Genomic DNA, 23333 nt, shown 5'->3' with positions numbered 1-23333 from the left:
TGTTGCTCCGTTAGCGGTGGCTGGACATGAACTGTTTGCAGCGCGCCGACTGGGGGTTTTCGAAAACCTGTTGCGGCGTTCCCTGCTCTTCTACCAGGCCCTGGTGGAGGAATACCACCTCGCTGGAAACCTGGCGGGCGAAGCTCATTTCGTGGGTGACCAGCAGCATGGTCCGGCCCTCTTCGGCGAGCGCACGGATCACGTTAAGCACTTCCTGTACCATTTCCGGGTCGAGCGCCGAGGTGGGCTCGTCGAACAGGATCACCTTGGGTTGCATGGCCAGGGTCCGGGCGATGGCCGCGCGTTGCTGCTGGCCGCCGGAAAGTTGCGCGGGATAGCTGTGGCGCTTGTCGGCGATGCCGACCTTGGCCAGCAGGCCCTCGGCGATCTCGATCGCTTCGGCCTTGCTCTTGCCCAGTACGCGACGTGGCGCCTCGATCACGTTGTCGAGGATGCTCATGTGCGGCCACAGGTTGAAATTCTGGAAGACGAAACCGAGTTCGCTGCGCAGCCGGTTGATCTGCTGGCTGTCGGCGGCGACCAGGTCGCCGTTCTTGCTCTTCTTCAGGCGCAGCTCTTCGCCGGAGACCAGGATCTGGCCCTGGTGCGGGTTCTCCAGCAGGTTGATGCAGCGCAGGAAGGTGGATTTGCCCGAGCCGGACGATCCGAGGATGGAGATCACGTCGCCGTCGCGGGCGGTGAGGGAGATGCCCTTGAGCACTTCGAGGTCGCCGTAGCGCTTGTGCAGGTTACGGATTTCCAGTGCGGGGGTGGCCTCGGCCATGGATTTTCCTCTTGTTATTCGGATTGGAAGGGCCTTCCTGGCGAAGGCAAGCTAGCACAGCGCTTCAACCGGAGCCAAGCAGGCGGCGTGCCTCTGGAGCGGGGTTGGCGGCATCTTGTCGCATCGCTGCAGTGCGCTGTCGCGTAGGAACAAAACTGTCGGCTTTCGAAGAAAACTCCTGGCGAACCCTGACCTGAAGCAGAGCCTGGAGGTCGGTGCGCGCCCCGTTCCCGGGCATGCGGGACCGCCTATGGAGCCGCCGGCGGCTGCTCCGCGCGCGGCTCCGCCAGCACCTTGGCGGCGGCCAGCGGCGGCGGTGGGGTGATGCCCATCGACACATAGATGCTGGTGAAGGTGTCCATGCCGATCTGTGCCGGTTTCACCCATTCCACCGGAACGTAGAGCAGGCCGCCGCCCACCGGGATCGGCGCGGTCGGCACCAGGATCGCGTAGTGCGCGCGGCCGTCCAGTTCCACCGCTTCGGGGTTGGGCATCAGCGCCAGCACGGCGGCGCCGTCGCCGCCGAAGAAACACCACACCGGACTCATCGCGGCGATGTCGGCGTCCTGCTTCTTGTCCAGCAGGCCGACGAAACGGTCGGCCAGGTTGTACAGGTTGCCGATCAGCGGGGTGCGCCGCAGGGTCAGGTCGAACAGGTTGGCCAGCGGCCGCTTCAGGCCTAGCTGTACGCCGAGGCCAAGCAGGTAGATGGCTACCAGCAATAGCGCGGTACCGAGCAGGTAGGCCAGTGGCGAATCGCCGGCGAGCGGCTGGCCGATGGCGGCGAAGCCGCGACCGATCAGGCTGGATGGACCGACGAAGCGGTTCAGCAAGCTGACCACCCAGGCCAGCAAGGCTAGGGTGAGTACCAGCGGCAGCATCACCAGCAGGCCGGCGAGCCAGGTGGTGAGCAGGGAGTTGAAGCTTTTCTTCAGCATCGATCGGGGGTCCGGACAAGGTCCGCCTAGTCTATCGGCACTGCCTGGCTCACGCTCGGCCGTTCGCCGGGATGGGCGAAAGATCCGCCGCGGCGATTCGTCATTCCTTGTAGGCTGTGCGAGTCGCGTTCATTCCAGCAGGCCTTCACGGAGGGCGTATGGCGGAGAGAAAGACCCTGTTGCTGACCGGGGCGAGCCGCGGTATCGGGCATGCCACGGTGAAGTACTTCAATGCCGCGGGTTGGCGGGTGTTCACCGCGTCGCGGCAGAGCTGGGCCAGCGAATGTCCCTGGGCGGACGGCGAGGAAAACCACATCCATCTGGACCTGGAGGACATTCCCGGCGTCGAGGCCAGCCTGGAACTGATCCGCGAGAAGCTTGGCGACGGCCGGCTCCACGCGCTGGTGGACAATGCCGGCATCTCGCCCAAGGGCGAAGGCGGCGAGCGCCTCGGTGTGCTGGAAACCGACTACGCCACCTGGCTGCGGGTGTTCAACGTCAACCTGTTCTCCACCGCGCTGCTGGCGCGCGGACTGTTCGCCGAGCTGAAGGCGGCGCAGGGAACGGTGATCAACGTGACCTCCATCGCCGGCTCGAAGGTGCATCCGTTCGCCGGGGTGGCCTACGCCACTTCCAAGGCGGCGTTGTCCGCGCTGACCCGCGAGATGGCCCACGACTTCGGCCCGCATGGGGTGCGGGTGAACGCCATCGCGCCGGGGGAGATCGACACCTCGATCCTGTCGCCGGGCACCGAGGAGATCGTCGAGCGCAGCATCCCGCTGCACCGCCTCGGCCGGCCGGAGGAGATCGCTTCGCTGATCTACTTCCTCTGCACCAGCGGCGCATCCTACGTGAATGGCGCGGAAATCCACGTCAACGGCGGGCAGCACGTCTAGGCGAACGGCGGAAAGCAAAAAGGCCCACCCGGAGGTGAGCCTTTTCGTCGTATTCATGGTGCCCAGGGACGGAATCGAACCGCCGACACGGGGATTTTCAATCCCCTGCTCTACCAACTGAGCTACCTGGGCAACGGGGCGCAATTAAACGGGTTTAGCGCGGCAGTGTCAACACCGGCGAAGAAATTTTTTTTGTTTTTTAACGCCTTACGATCCCCTCGCGGTTTCCGCCGGACTGCCGGGCCTCAGTTCCAGGCCTGGCGTTCCTCGTCGCGCAGCTCCACCGGCAGGCTCCGGCCTTCCTCGGCGGAGCGTCGTGCCAACTCCAGCAGGGCCATCAGCGCGCAGGCCTGTTGCGCCGACACCGGGTTGCGCGACTGGCCGCGGATGGCGGCGGCCAGCGCCTGGTAGTAGCGGCTCTGGTCGCCTGCCGGGGTGACCAGCGACTGGCGCAGGCCCTGGCCATCGATGTGCTGCAGCAGGTCGGGATCGCGGCCCCAGCCGGCGGAACCGGGGTGCAGTCCCTGGAGCAGTTGCGCTTCCTGGATGTCGGCGCCGGCCTTGAGCAGGCTGCCGTGGTCGCCGTGCACATTGAAGCGTGGCGCCGGATTGGCGGCGAGCATGCTGGCGCGCAGCGCTACCTGGCAGTGCGGATAATCGAGCAGGACCTCGAACCAGTCGTCGGTCTGCGCACCCTCGCGCAGCCGGCGCAGGTGTCCGTGCACACGCTGCGGTATGCCGAACAGGCACAGTGCCTGGTCGAGCAGGTGCGGGCCGAGGTCGAACCACAGCCCGGAGCCGGGCAGGTCGTGTTCGCGCCAGCGGTCGCGGACCTGCGGACGGAAGCGCTCGATGGCCGACTCGAAGTAGCGCACCGGGCCGATGCTGCCGGCCTGCAGGGCGGCCTCCACGGCGAGGAAGTCGCTGTCGAAGCGCCGGTTCTGGAACACCGAGAGGACCTGCCCAGGCCGTTCACGGGCGAGGTCGGCGAGGCGCCGGGCTTCGGCCAGGGTGACGGTGAACGGCTTGTCCACCACCACGTGCTTGCCGGCGCGCAAGGCCCGTTCGGCGAGGCTGGCGTGGGTGGCATTGGGCGAGGCGATGACCACCAGGTCGATGTCGGCGGCCTCGATGGCCTCATCCGGATCGGCGCTGACCCGGGCTTCGGGCAGGTCGGCGTGCACCCGCCCAGGGTCGCGGGAGACCACGTGCTCCAGGCACAACGCCGGTACCGCGCGGATCAGCGGGGCGTGGAAGGTCTTGCCGGCGAAGCCGTAGCCGATCAGCGCGGTGCGGATCGGAGGCAGGCCAGAGAGGGATGGGGTCATGGCGGCCTCCGTCGGGCGGGGTGGGGGTCAGGCGGATGGCGGCACGTAGCCGTCGGCCTTGGCGTAGTCCTCGCCGGAGAGGAACTTGTCCATCTCCTGCTGGAGGAACTTGCGGTCCTCGGCGTTCATCATGTTCAGGCGACGCTCGTTGATCAGCATGGTCTGGTGCTTCTGCCACTCGTCCCAGGCCTTGCGCGACACGTTGTTGTAGATGTCCTCGCCCTTCGCGCCAGGATACGGCGGGCGGTCGAGGCCGGGCAGCTCTTCGTGGTACTTGCGGCACATCACGGTGCGGCTCATGGTCGTTCTCCTGCAGTTGCCGCCGGGCCCGCGGGCCCGGCATTCACGCGGTCGTGCCGCGTCCGAGTTCCTGTTCTGCGCGCTTGAGCAGCTTCTTCACCGGAGCGGCGAGGCCCAGGCGCGGCGGGGTGGCGAGGTTATACCAGAGCCAGTCGCCCTCGGCCACGGCGCGCGGAGCGCCTTCCACCGCCACCAGCCAGGGCTCGATGGCGAGCTGGAAATGACTGAAGGTATGGGTCAGGCCGCTCAGTTCGCGGCGCTCGCCGAGGGCCAGGGAATGGCGCGCGGCGAGCGGTTCGAGGCCGTCGAGGTCGTCCAGTTCGGGGAGGCTCCAGAGCCCGCCCCAGAGTCCGCTGGAAGGCCGCCGGTAGAGCAGTATGGCGCCGTCGCGGTTGGCCAGGATCGGCATCAGCGTGCGCTTCTGCGGCAACGCCTTGCGCGGCTTGGGCTGCGGATAATCGGCTTCGCGGCCGAGCAGGTGCGCGCGGCAGCCGGAGACCAGCGGGCAAAGCAGGCAACTGGGCTTGCTGCGCGTGCAGAGGGTGGCGCCGAGGTCCATCATCGCCTGGGTGTAGTGGTTGACCCGTGCGTGCGGGGTGAAGCGTTCGGCGGCTTCCCACAGCGCCCTGGCCACCTTCGGTTCGCCGGGATAGCCGTCCTGCGCCAGGTAGCGCGCCAGTACGCGCTTGACGTTGCCGTCGAGGATCGGTGCGCGCAGGCCCATCGACAGGCTGGCGATGGCTCCAGCGGTGGAGCGGCCGATGCCGGGCAGTTCGGCGAGTTGCTCGACGTCGCGGGGGAACTCCCCCGCATGCCGCTCGACCACGATCTGCGCGGTCTTGTGCAGGTTGCGCGCACGGCTGTAGTAGCCGAGCCCGGTCCACAGGTGCAGGACTTCGTCCTCGGCCGCCGCGGCCAGTGCCTCGACGTCGGGCAACGCTGCCATGAAACGGTCGAAGTAACCGAGCACGGTGCTGACCTGGGTCTGCTGCAGCATGATTTCCGAGACCCACACCCGGTAGGGGGTGATGCCCTGCTGCCAGGGCAGATCCTTGCGACCGTGACGGTCGTACCAGTCGAGGACCGCGCCGTTGAAGCCTTCAGGTGTCATTTGCGGTTGAACAGCCCTTTGAGTGCGTCTTTCAGCTCCGGACTGACCTTGTCGCCGAGCTTCTCTTCGAGTTTTTCGTTGAGGCGATTGCCGGCCAGTTTCGCGGCGACCTTGCCCATGCCTTCCTTGTCCAGGCGGCAGGCCTTGGCGCCGAGTTCCAGCGGGCCGCGGCAGAGCAGCGGCCATTCGATGCCGGCGTAGCGCTGGTTGACCTGGCAGGCCGGGTCCGGCATGTCGCTCTTGTCGCCCTGGATCTCCACGCCGATGCGATAGTCCATGCCCAGCACGCGCAGGTCGATATCGCCGTGGCCGCTGACCGCCAGGCCGGGAATGGCCACTTTCAGGTCAGGGTTGCTGGCCACGCCGTTGGTGAAGTTCAGGCTGCCCTTGAGCTCGCGGAAAGGCGTGTCCTTGCCGCCGTGAGTACCGGCAAGGGCCTTGCGGTTGAGGGTAGCGATGCCCTGGCAGAGCTGTTGCTCCAGGTTGGCGTCGGGCAGCACGCCGTTGATCAGGCTGAAGCGTGCGTTGCCGTTGAGATGGTCGATCCAGGATTTCTCGCTGTTGCCGCTGGTGCGGATGTCGGCATCGAGATCGAGCAGCCCCTTCACCGGCGGTTTCTTGCCCTGGGCTTCGAGCAGGCGCTCCACCGGCACGTTGGCGATGTGCTTGGTGGCGGTCAGCACGGCGCTGTCCTGGCGTACATCGAGGTTGGCCTTGGCGTTGAAGCGGCCGTTGTACAGCCCGCCGCGCATGTCGTCGAGGCTGATCACGCCGCCCTGGCCGCGCAGCTTCAGGCTGGCGTCGTCGATCGGCAGCTTCTCGACGGTCAGCCGGCCGAAGTTCAGCGCCACGTCCAGGTCGAGCTTGCGCAGGGTCGCGATGGGCAGCAGCGGCGCGTCGCTCCAGGCCTGCCTGGTCGGTTTTTCCGGTAGCGGCGTGTTGCCCTGGGCGGCACTGGCCACGGTGGCGTCGACTTCCGCCTTGCGCGTGGCGCTGGCGGCATCCTGGGCTTGCTTGGCCTTGGCCGGCAGGTAGCGGTCGAGGTCGAGCTTGTCGCCCTTGAGCTGGGCGCGCAGCGATTGCCTGGCGAAATCGGCGATGCCGAAGCGGCCGCTGAAGGCAGTGTCGTCCAGACCCAGCTTGAGGTCTTCGAGATTCAGGCTGTTGCGGCTGCCGGCCAGGCGGGTGTTCAGCTCGAACTTGCCGAGGGTGTTGGCATCGGCCATGGCCGGCAGGGTCACACCGATGCCGGCGAGGAACTCGCGCAGGTTCATCGGCGCGATCGACAGGCCGCCGCTGAACTTGGTGTCCTTGTCCAGCTCGCGGGCCTTCAGTTCGCCGAGGGCGCGCAACTGGTTGACGCTCAGCTTCAGGCCGTTCCACTCGGCGATCTGCGCCGACTGGTCGAGCAGCAACTGGCCCTGGGCGGAGAAGGTGGCGGTCTTGCCTTGCAGCGGCTCGCCCGAGGCTTCGCCGGAGAGCCTGGCGTCTTCCAGTTGGTAGCGCCTGAGCGCGGTGTCGAAGCGCAGGTTGCCGGTCAGCTCGGTCTTGACCCGTACCACCGGCTGGTTGGTGCCGAGGTAGGCGTTGAGCTTCAGCGGAATGCTGCTGCCTTCGCGAATGGCGCCGGTGCTCAGCTCGATGCCCTCGACGTTGTACTGCTTGCCGCTGGCTTCGTCGGTGTAGGTGACGCGGGCGTTGTTGACATTGAGGCTGTCGATGTCGAGCTTGATCGGGGTGCGCGGGCTGTCGTTCTGCGGCGCCTGCTCCGGTGCCTGCGCCTGGGCGCCCTTGCCGTCCGCTGCCGGCGGGGTGGCGGAAGGAGCGGCCGGGGCCTGGGGCTGGGCCGGCTTGCCGATGTTTTCCCAGTTGCCCTTGCCCTGCTTGTCGCGGACCAGGTCCAGGCTCAGGCCTTCGACGCGGATCGCGCTCATCTGTACGTCCTTGCGCAGCAGCGGCAGGACCCGCACCGACAGGCCGAGCATCTGCAGGTCGGCGAACGGCTTGGTCGGCGTGGCGGCGCTGGCGATGCTGGTGTCGTGCAGCTCCAGGCCCAGCCAGGGGAACAGGCTCCAGCCGATGTCGCCCTTCAGGTCCAGCTCCAGGTTGGCCTTGTCGCGGGCGATCTGGCGGATTTCGTCCTTGTAGTCATTGGGATCGAACAGGTGGGTCAGGGCGAAGCCCAGGGCCACGACGAGCAGTAAGAGTCCCAGGAAGAACAGCCCCAGGACCTTGCCGAATGCTTTCATGGACGAATCCTTTGTGCTGGCAGCGGTGAATGTGCGGGCGAGTATAACAACGCCGTTTTGCCAGGCCGACCCTGCGCGCGGCGAAACCTCGTCTCAGAGTGCGCGGGCGACCCGTTCGGCGAGCGCCAGGCTGGCGGTGAGGCCGGGCGACTCGATGCCGAACAGGTTGACCAGGCCGGGCAGGCCGTGTTCGGCAGGGGTTTGGATGATGAAGTCGGCGGCGGGTTCCCCCGGCCCGCCGAGCTTGGGCCGGATGCCGGCGTAGCCGGCGGCCAGGCGCCGAGGATCGATGCCGGGGAAGTAGCGCGAGATGGCCTGGGCGAAGGCGGGGCGGAGGGATTCGTCGACGCGGTAGTCGAGGTTGTCCACGTAATTCACGTCGGGACCGAAGCGCAACTGGCCGCCGAGGTCGAGGGTGGCGTGGATGCCGAGCCCGGCGGTGCGCGCCTCGGGCATCGGGTAGACCAGGTGGCGGAACGGCGAGCGGCCGCTGTAGGAGAAATAGCGCCCCTGGCACAGGTGCAGCGCCGGCACCAGGCGCGGATCGAGGCCTTCGGTGCGTTGCGCCAGCGCCTGGGCGAACAGGCCGCCGGCATTGACCACCCAGCCCGCGCGCAACCGGAACGCTTCGCCGACGCTCTGTCCTTCGGCGCGCCAGCCGCCGGCGTGGCGCTCCAGGCGGTCGACCCGGGTGTCCAGCGCCAGTTGTGCGCCGTGGCGTTCGGCGACGGCCTGCAGCGATTGCAGGTAGGCGTGGCTGTCGATGATTCCCGTGCTCGGCGAGAGCAGGGCGGCGACCCCGCGGACCTGGGGCTCCAGCGCGCGCAGCGTGGCGCCGTCCAGCGGCATCAGGTCGTCGACCCCGCAGGCGCGTGCGTTGGCCGCCAGGGCCTGGAGCCTCTCGCGCTCGTTTTCCTCCACCGCCACCAGCAGCTTGCCGATGCGCCGGTGGCCGACGCCGTGGCGGGCGCACCAGGCGTACAGGCGTTCGCGGCCTTCCAGGCAGAGATCGGCCTTGAGCGAGCCGGGCGGGTAGTAGAGGCCGGCGTGGATCACTTCGGAATTGCGACTGGAGGTGTGGCCACCGACCAGCCGTTCGCGCTCCGCCACCAGTACGCCGTGGCCGGCTTCGGCCAGGCGCGCGGCGCAGGCCAGGCCGAGGGCGCCGGCGCCGACTACCAGTACGTCGACGTCGTTCATGCGTCGCTGGCTGCGCGCTGCAGCACGGCGACGATCGCTGCCCGCGCCTGCGGGCTGTTCTTCCAGCAACTGGAGCCGGTCAGGGCCGCGCCCTGGGCGAGGATACTCGCGGCGTCGCAGTCGCGCAGCCGGACGAAGCTGTCAAGGCCCATCTGCTCCAGGCGTTGCAGCACGGTCGGGCCGACCCCCTTGAGGGCAAGCAGGGCGGCGCGTTCGGCGGAGGAAAAGGACATGGCGAAGCTCCGTGGCGGGGACCGCCACCGAGCATATCAGAGGCTGTCCAGCGGCAGCCCGTGGCGTGCCGCGAGGGCACGGGCCTCCAGGTGCCCGTCCGGGGCGACCAGGCGCAGCGGCTTGCCGGCTTCGGCAGCTAGGCGCCGGGCCTCGTCGAGGAGGCGTCGGCCGACCCCGCGGCCGCGGGTGATGCCGCGCACGCAAAGGTGCGACAGCTGCCAGGCGTCATCGCCGCGCCGCAGCAGGGCGGCACCCAGCAGGCGGTCGTTGAAGCGCCCGGCGATCAGCTCGCCGGCGGCCAGCCCGGCCGCGACCAGCGCCGCGCCGTCGGCATGCGGGGCGAACAGCCAGTCCGGCGCATCGGCGTAGATCTTCGCCAGGTCCAGGCGATCCTGGGCGCTGGGTTGGGCGAGGGTTTCGACGATCACGGGCATGCGGCTCTCCGCGGCGGGATGAAAGGAGCGCAGTGTAAGGCCTGGCCCGCCGCCCGTGGGGCGATTCGCGCCGACGGTCGCGGCTGGCAGCGCCAGCCCGGGCCTGCCTATAATGCTGGCCCTCTTATAATTACGTGCAGTGTTAGCTGTGGAGCTGGTGATGGCCGAACGCAAGGCATCCGTCGCGCGCGACACCCTGGAGACCCAGATCAAGGTCTCCATCGACCTGGATGGGACCGGCAAGGCCCGGTTCGATACCGGGGTTCCCTTCCTTGACCACATGATGGACCAGATCGCCCGCCACGGCCTGATCGACCTGGACATCGAGTGCAAGGGCGACCTGCATATCGACGATCACCACACCGTCGAGGACATCGGCATCACCCTCGGCCAGGCCTTCGCCAAGGCCATCGGCGACAAGAAGGGCATCCGCCGCTACGGCCACGCCTACGTGCCCCTCGACGAGGCGCTGTCGCGGGTGGTCATCGACTTCTCCGGGCGGCCCGGCCTGCAGATGCACGTTCCCTTTACCCGTGCCAGCGTCGGCGGCTTCGACGTCGACCTGTTCATGGAATTCTTCCAGGGCTTCGTCAACCACGCCCAGGTGACCCTGCACATCGACAACCTGCGCGGGCACAACACCCACCACCAGATCGAGACCGTGTTCAAGGCCTTCGGCCGCGCGCTGCGCATGGCCATCGAGCTGGACGAGCGGATGGCCGGGCAGATGCCGTCGACCAAAGGGTGCCTGTGATGCAGACGGTAGCCGTGATCGACTACGGCATGGGCAACCTGCACTCGGTGGCCAAGGCCCTTGAGCACGTCGGTGCCGGCCGGGTGCTGGTTAGCAGCGACGCGGCGGTGATCCGCGAGGCCGACCGGGTGGTGTTCCCCGGGGTTGGCGCGATCCGCGACTGCATGGCCGAGATCCGCCGCCTGGGCTTCGACGCCCTGGTCCGCGAGGTCAGCCAGGACCGCCCGTTCCTCGGCATCTGCGTCGGCATGCAGGCATTGCTGGAGCGCAGCGAGGAGAACGACGGGGTCGACTGCATCGGTCTGTTCCCCGGCCAGGTGCGCTTCTTCGGCAAGGACCTGCACGAAGCCGGCGAGCACCTGAAGGTGCCGCACATGGGCTGGAACCAGGTGAGCCAGGCGGTGGAGCACCCGTTGTGGCACGAGATTCCCGACCAGGCGCGCTTCTACTTCGTGCACAGCTATTACATCGAGGCCGGTAACCCGCGCCAGGTGGTGGGGCACGGGCACTACGGCGTCGATTTCGCCGCCGCGCTGGCCGAAGGCTCGCGTTTCGCCGTGCAGTTCCACCCGGAAAAGAGCCATACCCACGGCCTGCAACTGCTGCAGAACTTCGTGGCCTGGGACGGGCGCTGGTAGGCCATGGCCAGGGCGAAGAGCAAGACGCCGATCCTCCAGCTGGACGCCGCGCAGACCCAGGACGCGGTACTGGCGATCAAGCGCTTCATGGAGGACCGCTTCGAACTGGAGCTGGGTTCCTTCGAAGCCGAGGAACTGCTCGATTTCTTCGCCCGCGAGTTCGCCCCGTACTTCTACAACAAGGCCATCCTCGACGTGCAGTCGTACCTGAAGGAACGGTTCGAAAGCATCGAGAGCGATGTCTGGGCGCTGGAAAAGAGTTGAGTTTCCGCGCGCCTGTCCACCGAATACAGACTTGAACAGGGTTCACCGATGCTGATCATTCCCGCGATCGACTTGAAAGACGGCGCCTGCGTGCGTCTGCGCCAGGGCCTGATGGAAGACGCCACGGTCTTCTCCGACGATCCGGTGGCGATGGCCGCCAAATGGGTCGATGGCGGTTGCCGCCGCCTGCACCTGGTGGACCTGAACGGCGCTTTCGAAGGCAAGCCGGTCAACGGCGAGGTGGTCACCGCCATCGCCCGTCGCTACCCGGACCTGCCGATCCAGATCGGCGGCGGCATCCGCTCGCTGGAAACCATCGAGCATTACGTTCGCGCCGGCGTCAGCTACGTCATCATCGGCACCAAGGCGGTCAAGCAGCCTGAGTTCGTCGGCGAGGCCTGCCGCGCCTTCCCGGGCAAGGTCATCGTCGGCCTGGATGCCAAGGACGGTTTCGTCGCCACCGACGGCTGGGCCGAGGTCAGCGAAGTCCAGGTGATCGACCTGGCTCGTCGCTTCGAGGCCGACGGGGTGTCCGCCATCGTCTACACGGATATTTCCAAGGACGGCATGATGCAGGGCTGCAATGTCGAGGCTACCGCCGCGCTGGCCAATGCCACGCGGATTCCGGTGATCGCCTCCGGCGGTATCCACAATCTCGGCGACATCCAGAAGCTGCTGGACGCCCGCACCCCGGGGATCATCGGCGCCATCACCGGCCGGGCGATCTACGAAGGCACCCTGGACGTGGCCGAAGCCCAGGCGCTGTGCGACAACTTCAAGGCCTGAGGCGAACCGCATGGCACTGGCAAAACGCATCATCCCCTGCCTCGACGTGGACAACGGCCGAGTGGTCAAGGGCGTCAAGTTCGAGAACATCCGCGACGCCGGCGACCCGGTCGAGATCGCCCGCCGTTACGACGAGCAGGGTGCCGACGAGATCACCTTCCTCGATATCACCGCCAGCGTCGACGGGCGCGACACCACCCTGCATACCGTCGAGCGCATGGCTAGCCAGGTGTTCATTCCGCTGACCGTGGGCGGCGGCGTACGCAGCGTGCAGGACATCCGCAACCTGTTGAATGCCGGCGCGGACAAGGTCTCGATCAACACCGCCGCGGTGTTCAACCCCGAGTTCGTCGGTGAGGCCGCCGACCGCTTCGGCTCGCAGTGCATCGTGGTCGCCATCGACGCGAAGAAGGTTTCCGCCCCGGGCGAGGCGCCGCGCTGGGAAATCTTCACCCATGGCGGGCGCAAGCCCACCGGGCTGGATGCCGTGCTCTGGGCGAAGAAGATGGAAGACTTGGGCGCTGGCGAGATTCTCCTGACCAGCATGGACCAGGACGGCGTGAAGAGCGGTTACGACCTGGGCGTGACCCGCGCCATCAGCGAGGCGGTGAACGTGCCGGTGATCGCTTCCGGCGGCGTCGGCAACCTGGAGCACCTGGCCGCCGGCATCCTCGAGGGCAAGGCCGACGCGGTGCTCGCGGCGAGCATCTTCCACTTCGGCGAGTACACCGTGCCGGAAGCCAAGGCCTACCTGGCCAGCCGCGGTATCGTGGTGCGCTGAGGCGCGTTGCGCCGCAGCGCACAGGGCCGGTGATCGGCTAGCCATTCCTGAGCGCGAGTCGACACTCGCGCGGCTTTCTTTCAGGTACAGTCACGCCCCCCGCATCAGGTGCCGCTAGAGCGCCGATGCCCTGCCATAACGACAAACATTGCGACCGACAGGGAGTCCTCCATGTCCATCTTCCGTCTGGCTCTCGGCTGCGTCGGCAGCCTGGCCCTGCTATGCGCTAGCGCCCTGGCGCGCGCCGAAACCCTGGTCCTGCTGACCGAGAACCTGGTGCCGTTCAACATGGCGGTGAACGGCGGCAACTACGCCAAGGACGATGGCATCAGCGGCATCAGCACCGATACCGTGCGCGCCGCCTGCGAGCGCGCGCAGATCGAGTGCCAGCTGATCCTGCGCTTCCCCTGGGACCGGGTCTACCAGCAGGCGCTGAGCGAGCCCGGCTATGGCGTGTTTTCCACCGCCCGTACGCCGGAGCGCGAGGACAAGTTCAAGTGGGTCGGCCCGCTGGCGGTCAACGACTGGGTACTGATGGCTCGCGGCGACAGCAGCATCCACCTGAACAGCCTGGAAGACGCCGCGCGCTACCGGATCGGCGGCTACAAGAACGACGCCATCAGTCAGCACCTGGTCGACCGCGGCCTGCAGGTGCAACTGGCGCTGCGCGACAACGAGAACGTCGACAAGCTGGCCAGTGGGCAGATCGATCTCTGGGTCACCGCCGATCCGAGCGGGCGCTACGTCGCCCAGCGCGAGGGCCTCAAGGAGGTGAAGGTGGTCCAGCGTTTCCATACCGCCGAGCTGTTCCTGGCGCTGAACAAGGACACCCCGGACGAGCTGGTGCAGAAGTTGCAAACGGCGGTCGACGCGCTGCGCAGCGAAGGCTTGTTGAAGCAGATCCGCGAGCGCTACTGACGCCTCGCCGGCGATGCTGGCAAAAGGCTGGCCTGGCGGCGCGGCGCTGGTTATTCTGCCTCGCTCCAGGCCCCTGACAGGATGACAACAATGCAAAGAAGCCTGCTCTTCGCGCTGCTCGCAACCCTGCTGCTGGTCGGCGGCGCGCGCGCCGAAACCGATCCCGACTACAGCATGGTCCTGCTCACGGAGAACTTCCCGCCGTACAACATGGCGATCAACGGCAAGAACTTCGCCCAGGAAGACAACATCGACGGCATCGCCGTGGATATCGTCCGCGAGATGTTCAAGCGCGCCGGCATCAAGTACAGCCTGACCCTGCGTTTCCCCTGGGACCGCATCTACAAGCTGGCGCTGGAGAAGCCCGGCTACGGGGTGTTCGTCACCGCCCGCCTGGCCGAGCGCGAGGACAAGTTCAAGTGGGTTGGTCCGATCGGCCCGGACGACTGGGTGCTGCTGGCCAAGGGCGACAGCCCGATCACCCTGGGCAGCCTGGACGAGGCGAAGAAATACCGGATCGGCGCCTACAAGGGCGATGCCATCGCCGAGTTCCTCGGCAAGAACGGTTTCGAGGCCGACCTGGCGCTACGCGACCAGGAAAACGCGCAGAAGCTGGTCAAGGGCCAGATCGACCTCTGGGCCAGCGGCGATCCCGCCGGGCGCTACCTGGCCAAGCAGGAAGGCGTGACCGGCCTGAAGACGGTGCTGCGCTTCAACAGCGACCAGCTGTACCTGGCGCTCAACCGCGAGACTCCCGACGAAGTGGTGCAGAAGCTCCAGGCAGCCCTGGACGGCATGCGCAAGGAAGGTTTCGTCGAGGACATCCTCAACAGCTATCTCTGATTCGCTCCGTCCGGCCAACAGGGGGCCGGGCGGGGAAACGCCTTTGCCGGCCCCGCCGGCAATGCCATGGAAGGCCGACGAGCCAGGTATTTCGTCCTGACGCAGGGATGCCGCTAGCCAATAACGATAACCAAGCGAGCGGTGTGACCATGCTGAAAGTCCTGATCCAGACCCTGATCCTGGGGGTGTTGCTGGGGGCCTCCGCGGCCCGTGCCGAATTGCCCGCCGACTACAAGGTGGTGCTGCTGACCGAGAACTTCCCGCCCTTCAACATGGCGGTGGACGACAAGAACTTCGCCCGCGACGATGGCATCGACGGCATCAGTGCCGACATCGTCCGGGAGATGTTCAGGCGCGCCGGCATCGGCTATTCCCTGAGCCTGCGCTTCCCCTGGGACCGCCTGTACCGGTTGACCCTGGACAAGCCCGGCTACGGGCTGTTCTCCATGACCTACACCCCCGAGCGGGTGCCGCAGTTCAAGTGGGTCGGCCCGCTGGCCGACACCAGTTGGGTGTTGCTGGCGCCGGCCGGCAGCAAGATCGCCGTGAAGAATCTCAAGGACGCCGCCCGCTACAAGCTCGGCGCCTACAAGAACGACGCGGTCAGCCAGCACCTGGAGGCCCAGGGCATCCCGGTGATCAACGCCCTGCGCGACCAGGAAAACGTGAAGAAGCTTACCGGCGGGCAGATCGACCTGTGGGCCACCACCGATCCGGTCGGCCGCTACCTGGCCAAGCAGGAAGGCGTGTCCGGCCTGCAGACGGTGCTGCGTTTCAACGAGGCCAAGCTCTACCTGGCGTTGAACAAGGACACTCCGGACGAGGTGGTGGAGCGCCTGCAAAAGGCCCTGGAGCAGATGCGCCAGGAAGGCTTCGTCGACGAAGCCGTCGCCAACTACCTCTGACTGGCGGGCGCCCCTCCGCCGGCGCGGCGAGGGGGCTCAGTCCAGGTCGTAGGCCTGGACGCCGAGGTCGCGGCTGTCGTACCAGTTGCCGCGGGCCCAGAACACCCGGTCGTGCGCCTCGTCGAAACCGAGCACGCCGAGGTAGCCGGCGATGTCCAGGCGGCGCCAGGATGAGCCCCAGTCGTCCGAGTAGTACACCGCGTTGGCGGAGACGCTCGCCGGCTCTTCGTCGGGATACAGCCACAGCGGCACTTCGTAGTGGCTCATGGTGTTGGCCAGCAGCACATTCCTGCCCATGTAGAACTCGCGCAGCCCGGAACTGGACGGCAGGGGCCAGAACGGGCTGGGCAGCTTGCCGGTGATCTTCCATTCGAGCGCGTCGCGATCGAGCTCGGCGATCAGCGAGCGCGATTCGTCCGGGTGGTCGAGCACTGCGATCACCCGACCGTCCATGTTCTGTTCCAGGCGCTCGACGGCCACGCCGTCGGTGCGCCGGATCGCGCCCATCTGCCAGCGTCCGCCCTCGCGGCGCAGTTCGGCCTGGGTGGTGACCAATATCGAGCTGGTCAGGTAGCGCCCCTCGGGTGGGCCATAGCGGAAGGTCTGGCTTACCCAGATCGCGGCGCGCTCCGCGTCCAGTTGGGCGACGTGTGCCTTGATCTGCCCGTGCTTGCCGTTGTAGTCGCCCCAGCTGACGCCGTTCGGCGCCAACTCGCGGGCGTAGGCGAGGTCGACCAGCAGCGGCGCGGAGGTGGCGATCGACTCGACACTGGCGCCGCGGTCGGGCGAATAGAACAGCCCGCTCGGCTGGCCGGGTTCCCGGCCGCCATCGGCACCGCCGTATTCGAAATCACCCCAGACCCAGACTTCGTCCTTGCCGTGGAAGCGCGGTGCGAGAGCCCAGCCCAGTCGATTCGCCTCGGCCATGAAGCCTTCCTCGAGCCGCCGCCAGCTCTTGCCCTGGTCGTCGCTGCGCAGCACCACTGTCTGCTCGCGCTGACCGTTGTCCTTGCCCGGGCGCCGCAGGCCGGTGAGCAGGAAGACGCTGGAACCGTCCGGCGTGACTTCCAGGCAGGCGGTCTCGCCGAGCCGCGCCACTTCGTGGAACACGCCGTCCGCGCCCAGGCGCGAGACATAGGTGGTTTCCGGATCGCCGCCGGATAGCAGCATGCCGTTGAGGAAGTTGAAGAGGTGGGGTTCGGACTCTTCTTCCCTGGGCTGGGCGGCCGCCACCAGGTCCAGGTCGATGACGCCCTCGGGCAGAGCCTGCTCGTCGCGGCCGACCTCGCGCCGGCCTACCAGCCAGGTGCCGGCGGGCGTCGCCCGCACGCCGGTGCAGAATTGCTCCATGGCGCGCTGGTCGATGTTCTCGACCTTGCCGACGGTGCTCTCGCCGGGGCTGGCGCCGCCTATCTCGAACTTGGCGCTGGTGAGGATCCAGATGAAACCGAGGGGAATCGCGCCTGCGACCAGCAGGGCGGCGGCGAGCAGGGGCATGGGAGGGGAAGGGCGGGCCATCGGTGCGTCCGTGCAGGAATGACGAGGACGTCACCTTAACCGCTGCCGCGACGCCGGTAAACCCGGCTTCAGTGCGGCGCCTGGCGTGGGTTGACGTTGCGGTTGCCGCGCTCGCCGATGAGCATCTGCGGCGGTACCAGCTCGATGCCCTGGGCGCGCAGCTTCGGCAGCTCCCGCGCCAGCACGTCGAGGGTGGCCTTGTGCGGGTGGCCAATGAGCAACGCCGAACCCTGCTTGCGGGCCAGGGCGACGCCGGCCTGCAGTTGTGCGGAGACCGCTTCCGGTGTGGCTTCGTTGTCGAGGAACACATCGCGCGAGACGCTCGCCAGGCCGATCCGCTGCGCCTCGCTGGCGGCCACGGTGGCGGCGCTGGTGCGGCTGTCGACCAGGTACAGGCCGCGACGCTGGAGTTCCTCGGCGAGCCAGGCCATCGCCGGGCGCACCGCGGTCATGCGGCTGCCCTCGTGGTTGTTCAGGCCTTGCACGAACGGCACCTTGGCCAGCGCCGCGTCCAGCCGCCGCGCACGCTCTTCCTGGGTCAGCTCCGGCCGCCAGGCGTAGGGACCGCCGGCCGGGTCCATCGGCATGTGCAGGATCACCGTGCGCCCGCGCTGGTGCGCCTCGCGGGCCAGTTCGGCGGCATGCGGGGTTTCCGGGATGATCGCCAGGGTTACGCCGGGGGGCAGGTCGAGAACCCGGCGGTCGCGTGCCAGGTTCTGCCCGAGGTCATCGATGACCACGGTCAGCAGCGGCGGGCGCTGGTAGGGGACGGGGTCCTGGCGGGCCTGGGCCTGGTTGAACAGCAGGCACAGGCCCAGCAGGGCAACGCGGAACGCCGACATCAGTTGCCGCGGGTGACGCTCAGGCCTTTCAGCAGGCTAAGGGCCTGGCTGAGCTGGTAGTCGGAATCCTGCGGGCGCTCGCTCGGCGCGGCACGCTTGCCGGTGGGGCGGTCGGCGCCGCCGTTGCCGTTGGCCAGGTGGCCCTGCAGGTCGGCTTCCTTGAAGCCCTCGAAGCTGCTCCGCTCCTGGGTCACCTTGGCGCGTCCGACTTCGATGTCCGGAACGATGCCCTGGGCCTGGATGGAGCGCCCGTTGGGGGTGTAGTAGAGCGCGGTGGTGAGCTTCAGGGCGCGGTCGTTGTTCAGCGGCAGCACGGTCTGCACCGAGCCCTTGCCGAAGCTGTCGGTGCCCATCAGGATCGCGCGCTTCTGGTCCTGCAGGGCACCGGCGACGATTTCCGCCGCCGAGGCGCTGCCACCGTTGATCAGCACCACCAGCGGAACCTTGTCGCTGGGATCGGCCGGGTCGGCGCTGAAGCGCAGCTCGGAGTTGGCGATGCGGCCCTTGGTGTAGACGATCAGGCCCTTGGTGAGGAAGGCGTCGGCTACCTCGACGGCGGACTGCAGCACGCCGCCGGGGTTGTTGCGCAGGTCCAGGACCAGGCCCTTGAGACGGCCCTTGTTGTCCTTGCGCAGCTGGTTCAGCGCCTTGACCACTTCCTCGCCGGTGTTGACCTGGAACTGGGTGATGCGCAGGTAGGCGTAGCCGGGTTCGAGGACCTGGCTCTTGACACTCTTGACCTTGATGATGGCGCGCTTGAGTTCGACGTCGAACGGTCTGCCGCCATCGCGGACGATGGTCAGGGTGATCGGGGAGCCGGCCTTGCCGCGCATGCTGTCGACCGCTTCGGTCATCGACTGGCCCTTGGTCGGCTTGCCGTCGATCTGCACGATCAGGTCGCCGGGCTGGATGCCGGCGCGGGCCGCGGGGGTGTCGTCGATCGGCGAGACCACCTTGATGAAGCCGTCTTCGCTGCCGACCTCGATGCCCAGGCCGCCGAACTCGCCGCTGGTGCTTTCCTGCAGCTCGGCGAAGTCCTCCGGGCCGAGGTAGGCGGAGTGCGGGTCGAGGTTGCTGAGCATGCCCTTGATGGCGTTCTCCAGCAGGGTCTTGTCGTCCACTGGCTCGACATAGGCGGCCTTCACCCGGTCGAGAACCTCGGCGAAGGTACGCAGCTCGTCGAGGGGCAGCGGGGCACTGCTACCGTTGGCCAGTGGCGCGGCGTCGGCCGGGGCGTCGGCAGCCTGGGCCGCGCCCGCGCCGAGCAGCAGGGCCAGCGCCAGGGTGGTGGGACGGAAGCAATGCAGCATGTTCAGCTCCTAATCACGAGTTCGGCGCCTATCCCTGTGCGCGGCACCAGGTAGTAGGGTCCGCCGGGCGGCCCTGATGGCGAATGGCGAAGTACACGGCCGGGCTACTCTGGCCGCCGCTGGTTCCAACGGTGGCGATCGGGTCTCCGGCCTTCACGGTGTCGCCGGCGTCTTTCAGCAGGCTTTGATTATGGCCATAAAGGCTGAGGTAGCCGCCACCGTGGTCGAGGATGACCAACAGGCCGGCTCCGCGCAACCAGTCGGCGAATACCACGCGTCCGCCGTGCACCGCGCGGACGGTGCTGCCGGCGCTCGCCGAAATCAGTACGCCGTCCCATTTCGCCCGCGGATCGTCGCCGCGCTGGCTGCCGAAGCGCGCCACGACGCGGCCATTCACCGGCCACGGCAGCTTGCCGCGGGCCGAGCCGAACGCGCCGCCGTAGACCGCGCCAGTGCTTGAGACCAGCGGGCCCGGCGCAGGTTCGCGCGGCGGGCTGGTGACTCGTCCGGGGGCGGCCTGCTGCTGGCGCGCACGCTCGCGTTCGGCGGCCAGCGCGCGCTGGCGCTCGCGCTCCGCCGCGGCGGCGGCTTCGCGGGCCTGGCGGGCCAGGGTTTCCTCGATGGTCCGCAGTACCTTGGCCAGCTCGGCCTGGTCCTGTTGGCGGGACTTGAGCTTCTGGTCGCGTTCGCGGTAGTCGCTGTTCAGCTTGGCCAGGGCTTGCTGGCGCTCCTTGCGGGTCGCTGCCAGCGCCTCGCGGCGGCTGTCCAGCTCGCCTTGCTTGCTCAGTTGTTCGGCTTTCTGCGCAGAGATGTCCTGCTCGACGTTGGCCAGCTGGCGGAGGGTTTCGTTGAAGCTGGCGAGCTGTTCGAGACGGGCTTTGTTGATGTAGTCGTAGTAGGTGAGGGTGCGGCTGAATTTTTCCGGGTGTTCCTGGTTCAGCAGCAGCTTCAGGTATTCCTCGCGTCCACTCTGGTAGGCCGCGCGGGCCTGGATGGCGAGGAGGCGCTGCTGCTCAATGCGCGCGTCCTGGAGTTTTTTTTTCTCCCCATCCAGCCGTTTCAGCTCGGCTTCGCTCTTGTCCAGCTCGTCCTGCAGGGCCTTGATCTGTTTTTCCAGGTCGCCCATCTCGGTCTCGGTGGACTTCAGCTGCTTCTGCACGCCGCTCTTTTCCTGCTGGATGCCGTCCAGCAGCTTCTTCAGCTCGCCGATGTCCTTCTGCGTCTGTTCCAGCTGGCGTTGGGTGTCGGCGCGCTCGTCGGCGAAGGCCGGAGCGAGACAGGCGAGGGATAGCAGGAGAGGAAGGAGGCGGAGCATGGGGTGGCGGGCACCTGGGAATTGGACCGGCCTAGTATGCCCGTGGCCGCCGTTAAAAAAAACGCCCCGCACCGCGCGCTGTGGGGCGCTTCCACGTATTTCAGCCGGATGGCAGCGGCGGATGTCGTCGACGACGAAGGCCACGGGCATCAGGCGGGTCTGTAGAGCGGGTAGGTGAACAGCAGCAGATGCGTCAGGTTCAGCCCGAAGTGGAACAGCGTCGCCACCCACAGGCGGCCGCTCCACAGCCAGGCCAACCCGTAGATCAGCCCGGCGAGGCCGGCGAACAGCATCAGCAGCGGGCCGCCGGCGAAGTGCGCCAGGCCGAACAGCGCCGAGGCCAGCGCCAGGGCGGGCCAGGGGCCCAGCCATTGGCCCAGGCGTTGCTGCAGGTAGCCGCGGAACAGCGCTTCCTCGGCAAGGGAAACGAAGAACAGGTTGGCCAGGACGAACTGCCAGAGCCAGGCCGGCGCGTGGAGTTCCGGCCGCAGCAGGCCGACGCCGACAGCCAGCAGAAGCAGCGCCGGCACCGCCGCCACGAGCAGCAGCCAGTACCAGGGGCGGCCGGGAGCGCGGGCTTCGTCGCGGAACAGGCTCGGCAGGCAGGCCAGTAGCAGGAACGGCACCAGTGCCTTGTCGAAGTTGAAGTACATGGTGAACGGCAGGCTCTGCGGGCCGACCACCGCCTTGTCCAGGATCCTGGGGTTGGCGAAGCCGGGTAGCAGGTGCAGGAACAGGCCCACCGCGCCGGCGACCAGCAGCAGCTCCAGGCCCAGGGCCCAGGCGCGGCGTGCCGCCAGGCGCCGGCGCAACAGGGCGAGGACGCCCAGTACAGCCAGGGCGGCGACCGCAGGCGGAGCGAGAACCCCGTCGTAGAAGGCGAGACAGCAGGTCGCGAGCAGCAAGACGAGGGCCAGCAGGCGCTGGAAGGACAGGGCGAGGAGCGAGGTGGCGAGGAGGAACCACATCGGCGGAAATCCTTGTAGGGCAGATGGAAAAGACAGCGCGGGCAAGGCTAGCACGGGCCTCGGCGACGTAGCGGGAGGCAGGGGGGGAGACGCGGAAAATGAAAACCGCGGCACACGTCTCGACGCCGCGTGGCCAGGCCTGTCGGCCGATCGGCAGCGTTAAAGCGGGGAAGGTGGCGTCGTGGAAACAGGGCGCGGCGCCCGGCCCGCTACGGCGGATAACGTCGCAGGCGTTATCCGTCGATGGCCTGCAGAAGCGGCGGATAACCGCGACGCGGTTATCCGCCCTGCGCGGGAGTTCGTCGTTCGCGGATCAGCCGAGGGTGACGATGCTGCGACCGGTCATTTCCGCCGGCTGCTCCAGCCCCATGAGGGTCAGCATGGTCGGCGCCACGTCGGCCAGCACGCCGCCTTCGCGGATGCTCAGCTTGCGCTTGCCGACGTAGACGAAGGGCACCGGTTCGCAGGTGTGCGCGGTGTGCGCCTGGCCGGTGGACTCGTCTTCCATCTGCTCGACATTGCCGTGGTCGGCGGTGATCAGGGCTTCGCCGCCGACCTTGTCCAGCGCCTCGACGATACGGCCCATGCAGGTGTCCAGGCACTCCACGGCCTTGACCGCGGCCTCGAACACCCCGGTGTGGCCGACCATGTCGCCGTTGGCGTAGTTGACCACGATCACGTCGTAGCGCTGTTGCTCGATGGCCTCGACGATACGGTCGGTGACTTCCGGCGCGCTCATCTCGGGTTGCAGGTCGTAGGTGGCGACCTTCGGCGAGGGGATCAGGATGCGCTCCTCGCCCTCGTAGGGTTCCTCGCGGCCGCCGGAGAAGAAGAAGGTCACATGGGCGTACTTCTCGGTCTCGGCGATGCGCAGCTGGGTCTTGCCATGCTTGGCCAGGTACTCGCCGAGGACGTTGGTCAGCGGCTCCGGCGGGAAGGCGCAGGGCGCCGGGATGCTCGCCGCGTACTGGGTCAGCATGACGAAACCTGCCAGCTGCGGGGCTCGTTCGCGGGGGAACTCATTGAATGCCGGCTCGACGAAGGCGCGGCTCAGCTCGCGGGCGCGGTCGGCGCGGAAGTTCATGAAGATCACCGCGTCGCCATCCTCGACCCGCACCGCTTCGGCGCCGGCCGGGACCACCGCGGTGGCCTTGACGAATTCGTCGCTCTCGCCGCGGGCGTAGGCGGCCTCGAGGGCTGCCACCGAGGAGTCGGCGGTGAACTCGGCCTTGCCGTCGACAATCAGTTCATAGGCGGCCTGGACGCGGTCCCAGCGGTTGTCGCGGTCCATCGCGAAATAGCGGCCGATGATCGAGGCGATGCGGCCCTTGCCGAGCCCGGCGAAGGTGGCGTCGAGACGCTCCAGCGACGGCTGCGCGCTTTTCGGCGGGGTATCGCGGCCATCCAGGAAGGCATGCAGGTAGATCTTGCCGGCGCCGCGCCTGGCGGCCATCTGCGCCATCGCCACCAGGTGGTCTTCATGGCTGTGTACGCCGCCCGGGGAGAGCAGGCCGAGGATGTGCACCGCCTTGTCGGCGGCGACGGCCTTGTCGACCGCGCCGGCGATCACCGGGTTTTCGAAGAATTCGCCGTCGCGGATGGCCTTGGTGACGCGGGTGAAGTCCTGGTACACCACGCGGCCTGCGCCGAGGTTCATGTGGCCGACCTCGGAATTGCCCATCTGGCCGTCGGGCAGGCCGACGTCCATGCCGGAGCCGGAGATCAGGCCGTGCGGCTGGGTTGCCAGGAGGCGATCCCAGACCGGCTTCTTCGCGGCGTAGATGGCGTTGTAGTCAGGGCTTTCGCTGTGGCCGAAGCCGTCCAGGATGATCAGGACCAGGGGTTTGGGCGTGGCAGTCATATGTCCGGCTCTATTTCCGCGGGGTTCAGAAACTGACCAAATTTAGTGGGAACATTGTCGTTCAAGACGTAGGAAGAGGCTGATTGATTAAACCGATGACGCCGATCCGCAACCGAATGCCGCTATCCTCGCTCCCTCTGTCCCGCCCGAACCGTG

The 23333-nt window shown here is 67.5% G+C and carries 24 protein-coding genes and 1 tRNA gene; 9 read left to right on the top strand and 16 right to left on the bottom strand.

The features are described 5' to 3' along the window. Nucleotides 1-10 precede the first annotated feature (10 nt). Together LJF27_RS02370 and LJF27_RS02365 are read right to left on the bottom strand one after the other, a co-directional pair. Entirely contained in the window at nt 11-784 is a 774-nt protein-coding gene (locus LJF27_RS02370) for an ABC transporter ATP-binding protein (RefSeq protein ID WP_003096153.1), read from the bottom strand. A gap of 248 nt (nt 785-1032) precedes the next feature. Next, nucleotides 1033-1722 carry a DUF502 domain-containing protein gene (locus tag LJF27_RS02365; protein ID WP_003105540.1) on the bottom strand — a complete coding sequence of 230 codons (690 nt, stop codon included), beginning with the start codon at nt 1720-1722 and terminating at the stop codon, nt 1033-1035. Nucleotides 1723-1880: 158 nt separating this feature from the next. Here LJF27_RS02365 and LJF27_RS02360 point away from each other — a divergent pair, with 158 nt between their 5' ends. Further along, nucleotides 1881-2618: an SDR family NAD(P)-dependent oxidoreductase gene (locus tag LJF27_RS02360; RefSeq protein ID WP_003096148.1), complete on the top strand. Its 738-nt coding sequence runs from the start codon at nt 1881-1883 to the stop codon at nt 2616-2618. 56 nt (nt 2619-2674) lie between these two features. On the opposite strand, the gene LJF27_RS02355 is transcribed toward LJF27_RS02360, so the two are convergent. The 8 genes from LJF27_RS02355 to LJF27_RS02320 all read right to left on the bottom strand — a co-directional run bounded on the left by LJF27_RS02355 (nt 2675) and on the right by LJF27_RS02320 (nt 9474). Further along, nucleotides 2675-2750, bottom strand: a tRNA-Phe gene (locus LJF27_RS02355). A gap of 113 nt (nt 2751-2863) precedes the next feature. After that, nucleotides 2864-3946, bottom strand: coding sequence for an oxidoreductase (locus LJF27_RS02350; protein ID WP_003105538.1), 1083 nt, complete (start codon nt 3944-3946; stop codon nt 2864-2866). Between the two features lie 27 nt (nt 3947-3973). Then, nucleotides 3974-4246, bottom strand: coding sequence for an oxidative damage protection protein (locus LJF27_RS02345; RefSeq protein ID WP_003096100.1), 273 nt, complete (start codon nt 4244-4246; stop codon nt 3974-3976). A 43-nt stretch (nt 4247-4289) separates the two neighbouring features. Then, on the bottom strand, nt 4290-5357 hold the full coding sequence (gene mutY, locus LJF27_RS02340) for an A/G-specific adenine glycosylase (RefSeq protein ID WP_003096098.1): 1068 nt from the start codon (nt 5355-5357) through the stop codon (nt 4290-4292). Further along, the gene (locus LJF27_RS02335) at nt 5354-7606 is read right to left on the bottom strand and encodes an AsmA family protein (RefSeq protein WP_003105535.1); all 2253 of its coding nucleotides are present in this window, start codon (nt 7604-7606) and stop codon (nt 5354-5356) included. The genes mutY and LJF27_RS02335 overlap by 4 nt, the downstream gene beginning before the upstream one ends. Nucleotides 7607-7699: 93 nt before the next feature. Next, nucleotides 7700-8806, bottom strand: coding sequence for an NAD(P)/FAD-dependent oxidoreductase (locus tag LJF27_RS02330; protein WP_023116813.1), 1107 nt, complete (start codon nt 8804-8806; stop codon nt 7700-7702). Continuing rightward, entirely contained in the window at nt 8803-9039 is a 237-nt protein-coding gene (locus LJF27_RS02325; protein ID WP_003112622.1) for a hypothetical protein, read from the bottom strand. Before LJF27_RS02325 ends, LJF27_RS02330 begins: the two co-directional genes overlap by 4 nt. A gap of 36 nt (nt 9040-9075) precedes the next feature. Further along, nucleotides 9076-9474: an acetyl-CoA sensor PanZ family protein gene (locus LJF27_RS02320; RefSeq protein ID WP_003112623.1), complete on the bottom strand. Its 399-nt coding sequence runs from the start codon at nt 9472-9474 to the stop codon at nt 9076-9078. A 160-nt stretch (nt 9475-9634) separates the two neighbouring features. Here LJF27_RS02320 and hisB point away from each other — a divergent pair, with 160 nt between their 5' ends. From hisB to LJF27_RS02280, 8 genes are all read left to right on the top strand, one after another. After that, on the top strand, nt 9635-10228 hold the full coding sequence (gene hisB, locus LJF27_RS02315; protein ID WP_003096088.1) for an imidazoleglycerol-phosphate dehydratase HisB: 594 nt from the start codon (nt 9635-9637) through the stop codon (nt 10226-10228). Further along, a complete protein-coding gene (gene hisH, locus LJF27_RS02310) occupies nt 10228-10866 on the top strand; it encodes an imidazole glycerol phosphate synthase subunit HisH (protein WP_003096087.1) in 639 nt (212 codons plus the stop codon). Before hisB ends, hisH begins: the two co-directional genes overlap by 1 nt. 3 nt (nt 10867-10869) lie before the next feature. Beyond that, complete coding sequence (locus LJF27_RS02305; RefSeq protein WP_003096084.1) at nt 10870-11130, top strand: DUF2164 domain-containing protein; 261 nt, start codon at nt 10870-10872, stop codon at nt 11128-11130. A gap of 48 nt (nt 11131-11178) precedes the next feature. Further along, entirely contained in the window at nt 11179-11916 is a 738-nt protein-coding gene (hisA, locus tag LJF27_RS02300; protein ID WP_003106336.1) for a 1-(5-phosphoribosyl)-5-[(5-phosphoribosylamino)methylideneamino]imidazole-4-carboxamide isomerase, read from the top strand. 10 nt (nt 11917-11926) lie between these two features. Further along, nucleotides 11927-12697: an imidazole glycerol phosphate synthase subunit HisF gene (gene hisF, locus LJF27_RS02295; protein WP_003106334.1), complete on the top strand. Its 771-nt coding sequence runs from the start codon at nt 11927-11929 to the stop codon at nt 12695-12697. A gap of 171 nt (nt 12698-12868) precedes the next feature. Continuing rightward, complete coding sequence (locus LJF27_RS02290) at nt 12869-13615, top strand: substrate-binding periplasmic protein (RefSeq protein ID WP_003106332.1); 747 nt, start codon at nt 12869-12871, stop codon at nt 13613-13615. Nucleotides 13616-13705: 90 nt separating this feature from the next. After that, nucleotides 13706-14458 carry a substrate-binding periplasmic protein gene (locus LJF27_RS02285; protein ID WP_003106330.1) on the top strand — a complete coding sequence of 251 codons (753 nt, stop codon included), beginning with the start codon at nt 13706-13708 and terminating at the stop codon, nt 14456-14458. A gap of 149 nt (nt 14459-14607) precedes the next feature. After that, complete coding sequence (locus LJF27_RS02280) at nt 14608-15363, top strand: substrate-binding periplasmic protein (RefSeq protein WP_003096075.1); 756 nt, start codon at nt 14608-14610, stop codon at nt 15361-15363. Nucleotides 15364-15399: 36 nt separating this feature from the next. Here the strand turns inward: LJF27_RS02280 and LJF27_RS02275 are convergent, their stop codons facing one another. The 6 genes from LJF27_RS02275 to gpmI all read right to left on the bottom strand — a co-directional run bounded on the left by LJF27_RS02275 (nt 15400) and on the right by gpmI (nt 23177). After that, on the bottom strand, nt 15400-16881 hold the full coding sequence (locus LJF27_RS02275; RefSeq protein ID WP_021204963.1) for a hypothetical protein: 1482 nt from the start codon (nt 16879-16881) through the stop codon (nt 15400-15402). Nucleotides 16882-16949: 68 nt separating this feature from the next. Further along, a complete protein-coding gene (locus LJF27_RS02270) occupies nt 16950-17723 on the bottom strand; it encodes a divergent polysaccharide deacetylase family protein (RefSeq protein ID WP_003096069.1) in 774 nt (257 codons plus the stop codon). Beyond that, nucleotides 17723-19033 (bottom strand): proteolytic complex protein CptA, encoded by a 1311-nt coding sequence (cptA, locus tag LJF27_RS02265; protein ID WP_003096067.1) that lies wholly within the window; start codon nt 19031-19033, stop codon nt 17723-17725. Before cptA ends, LJF27_RS02270 begins: the two co-directional genes overlap by 1 nt. 28 nt (nt 19034-19061) lie before the next feature. Then, nucleotides 19062-20348, bottom strand: a complete 1287-nt coding sequence (locus LJF27_RS02260) for a murein hydrolase activator EnvC family protein (RefSeq protein ID WP_003123645.1) — start codon at nt 20346-20348, stop codon at nt 19062-19064. Between the two features lie 149 nt (nt 20349-20497). Then, nucleotides 20498-21316, bottom strand: a complete 819-nt coding sequence (locus LJF27_RS02255; protein ID WP_023116812.1) for a CPBP family intramembrane glutamic endopeptidase — start codon at nt 21314-21316, stop codon at nt 20498-20500. Nucleotides 21317-21629: 313 nt separating this feature from the next. Then, nucleotides 21630-23177 carry a 2,3-bisphosphoglycerate-independent phosphoglycerate mutase gene (gpmI, locus tag LJF27_RS02250; protein ID WP_003114478.1) on the bottom strand — a complete coding sequence of 516 codons (1548 nt, stop codon included), beginning with the start codon at nt 23175-23177 and terminating at the stop codon, nt 21630-21632. Nucleotides 23178-23333: the final 156 nt, after the last annotated feature.

It is taken from the genome of Pseudomonas sp. 203-8 (assembly GCF_020708595.1).
GTDB lineage: Bacteria > Pseudomonadota > Gammaproteobacteria > Pseudomonadales > Pseudomonadaceae > Pseudomonas > Pseudomonas aeruginosa.
This window is presented reverse-complemented; position numbering and strand designations above follow the sequence as displayed.

Coding starts and splice junctions, on each gene's coding strand:
- LJF27_RS02370 (WP_003096153.1), bottom strand. CDS start 784: ATGGCCGAGGCCACCCCCGCACTGGAAATCCGTAACCTGCACAAGCGC.
- LJF27_RS02365 (WP_003105540.1), bottom strand. CDS start 1,722: ATGCTGAAGAAAAGCTTCAACTCCCTGCTCACCACCTGGCTCGCCGGC.
- LJF27_RS02360 (WP_003096148.1), top strand. CDS start 1,881: ATGGCGGAGAGAAAGACCCTGTTGCTGACCGGGGCGAGCCGCGGTATC.
- LJF27_RS02350 (WP_003105538.1), bottom strand. CDS start 3,946: ATGACCCCATCCCTCTCTGGCCTGCCTCCGATCCGCACCGCGCTGATC.
- LJF27_RS02345 (WP_003096100.1), bottom strand. CDS start 4,246: ATGAGCCGCACCGTGATGTGCCGCAAGTACCACGAAGAGCTGCCCGGC.
- mutY (WP_003096098.1), bottom strand. CDS start 5,357: ATGACACCTGAAGGCTTCAACGGCGCGGTCCTCGACTGGTACGACCGT.
- LJF27_RS02335 (WP_003105535.1), bottom strand. CDS start 7,606: ATGAAAGCATTCGGCAAGGTCCTGGGGCTGTTCTTCCTGGGACTCTTA.
- LJF27_RS02330 (WP_023116813.1), bottom strand. CDS start 8,806: ATGAACGACGTCGACGTACTGGTAGTCGGCGCCGGCGCCCTCGGCCTG.
- LJF27_RS02325 (WP_003112622.1), bottom strand. CDS start 9,039: ATGTCCTTTTCCTCCGCCGAACGCGCCGCCCTGCTTGCCCTCAAGGGG.
- LJF27_RS02320 (WP_003112623.1), bottom strand. CDS start 9,474: ATGCCCGTGATCGTCGAAACCCTCGCCCAACCCAGCGCCCAGGATCGC.
- hisB (WP_003096088.1), top strand. CDS start 9,635: ATGGCCGAACGCAAGGCATCCGTCGCGCGCGACACCCTGGAGACCCAG.
- hisH (WP_003096087.1), top strand. CDS start 10,228: ATGCAGACGGTAGCCGTGATCGACTACGGCATGGGCAACCTGCACTCG.
- LJF27_RS02305 (WP_003096084.1), top strand. CDS start 10,870: ATGGCCAGGGCGAAGAGCAAGACGCCGATCCTCCAGCTGGACGCCGCG.
- hisA (WP_003106336.1), top strand. CDS start 11,179: ATGCTGATCATTCCCGCGATCGACTTGAAAGACGGCGCCTGCGTGCGT.
- hisF (WP_003106334.1), top strand. CDS start 11,927: ATGGCACTGGCAAAACGCATCATCCCCTGCCTCGACGTGGACAACGGC.
- LJF27_RS02290 (WP_003106332.1), top strand. CDS start 12,869: ATGTCCATCTTCCGTCTGGCTCTCGGCTGCGTCGGCAGCCTGGCCCTG.
- LJF27_RS02285 (WP_003106330.1), top strand. CDS start 13,706: ATGCAAAGAAGCCTGCTCTTCGCGCTGCTCGCAACCCTGCTGCTGGTC.
- LJF27_RS02280 (WP_003096075.1), top strand. CDS start 14,608: ATGCTGAAAGTCCTGATCCAGACCCTGATCCTGGGGGTGTTGCTGGGG.
- LJF27_RS02275 (WP_021204963.1), bottom strand. CDS start 16,881: ATGGCCCGCCCTTCCCCTCCCATGCCCCTGCTCGCCGCCGCCCTGCTG.
- LJF27_RS02270 (WP_003096069.1), bottom strand. CDS start 17,723: ATGTCGGCGTTCCGCGTTGCCCTGCTGGGCCTGTGCCTGCTGTTCAAC.
- cptA (WP_003096067.1), bottom strand. CDS start 19,033: ATGCTGCATTGCTTCCGTCCCACCACCCTGGCGCTGGCCCTGCTGCTC.
- LJF27_RS02260 (WP_003123645.1), bottom strand. CDS start 20,348: ATGCTCCGCCTCCTTCCTCTCCTGCTATCCCTCGCCTGTCTCGCTCCG.
- LJF27_RS02255 (WP_023116812.1), bottom strand. CDS start 21,316: ATGTGGTTCCTCCTCGCCACCTCGCTCCTCGCCCTGTCCTTCCAGCGC.
- gpmI (WP_003114478.1), bottom strand. CDS start 23,177: ATGACTGCCACGCCCAAACCCCTGGTCCTGATCATCCTGGACGGCTTC.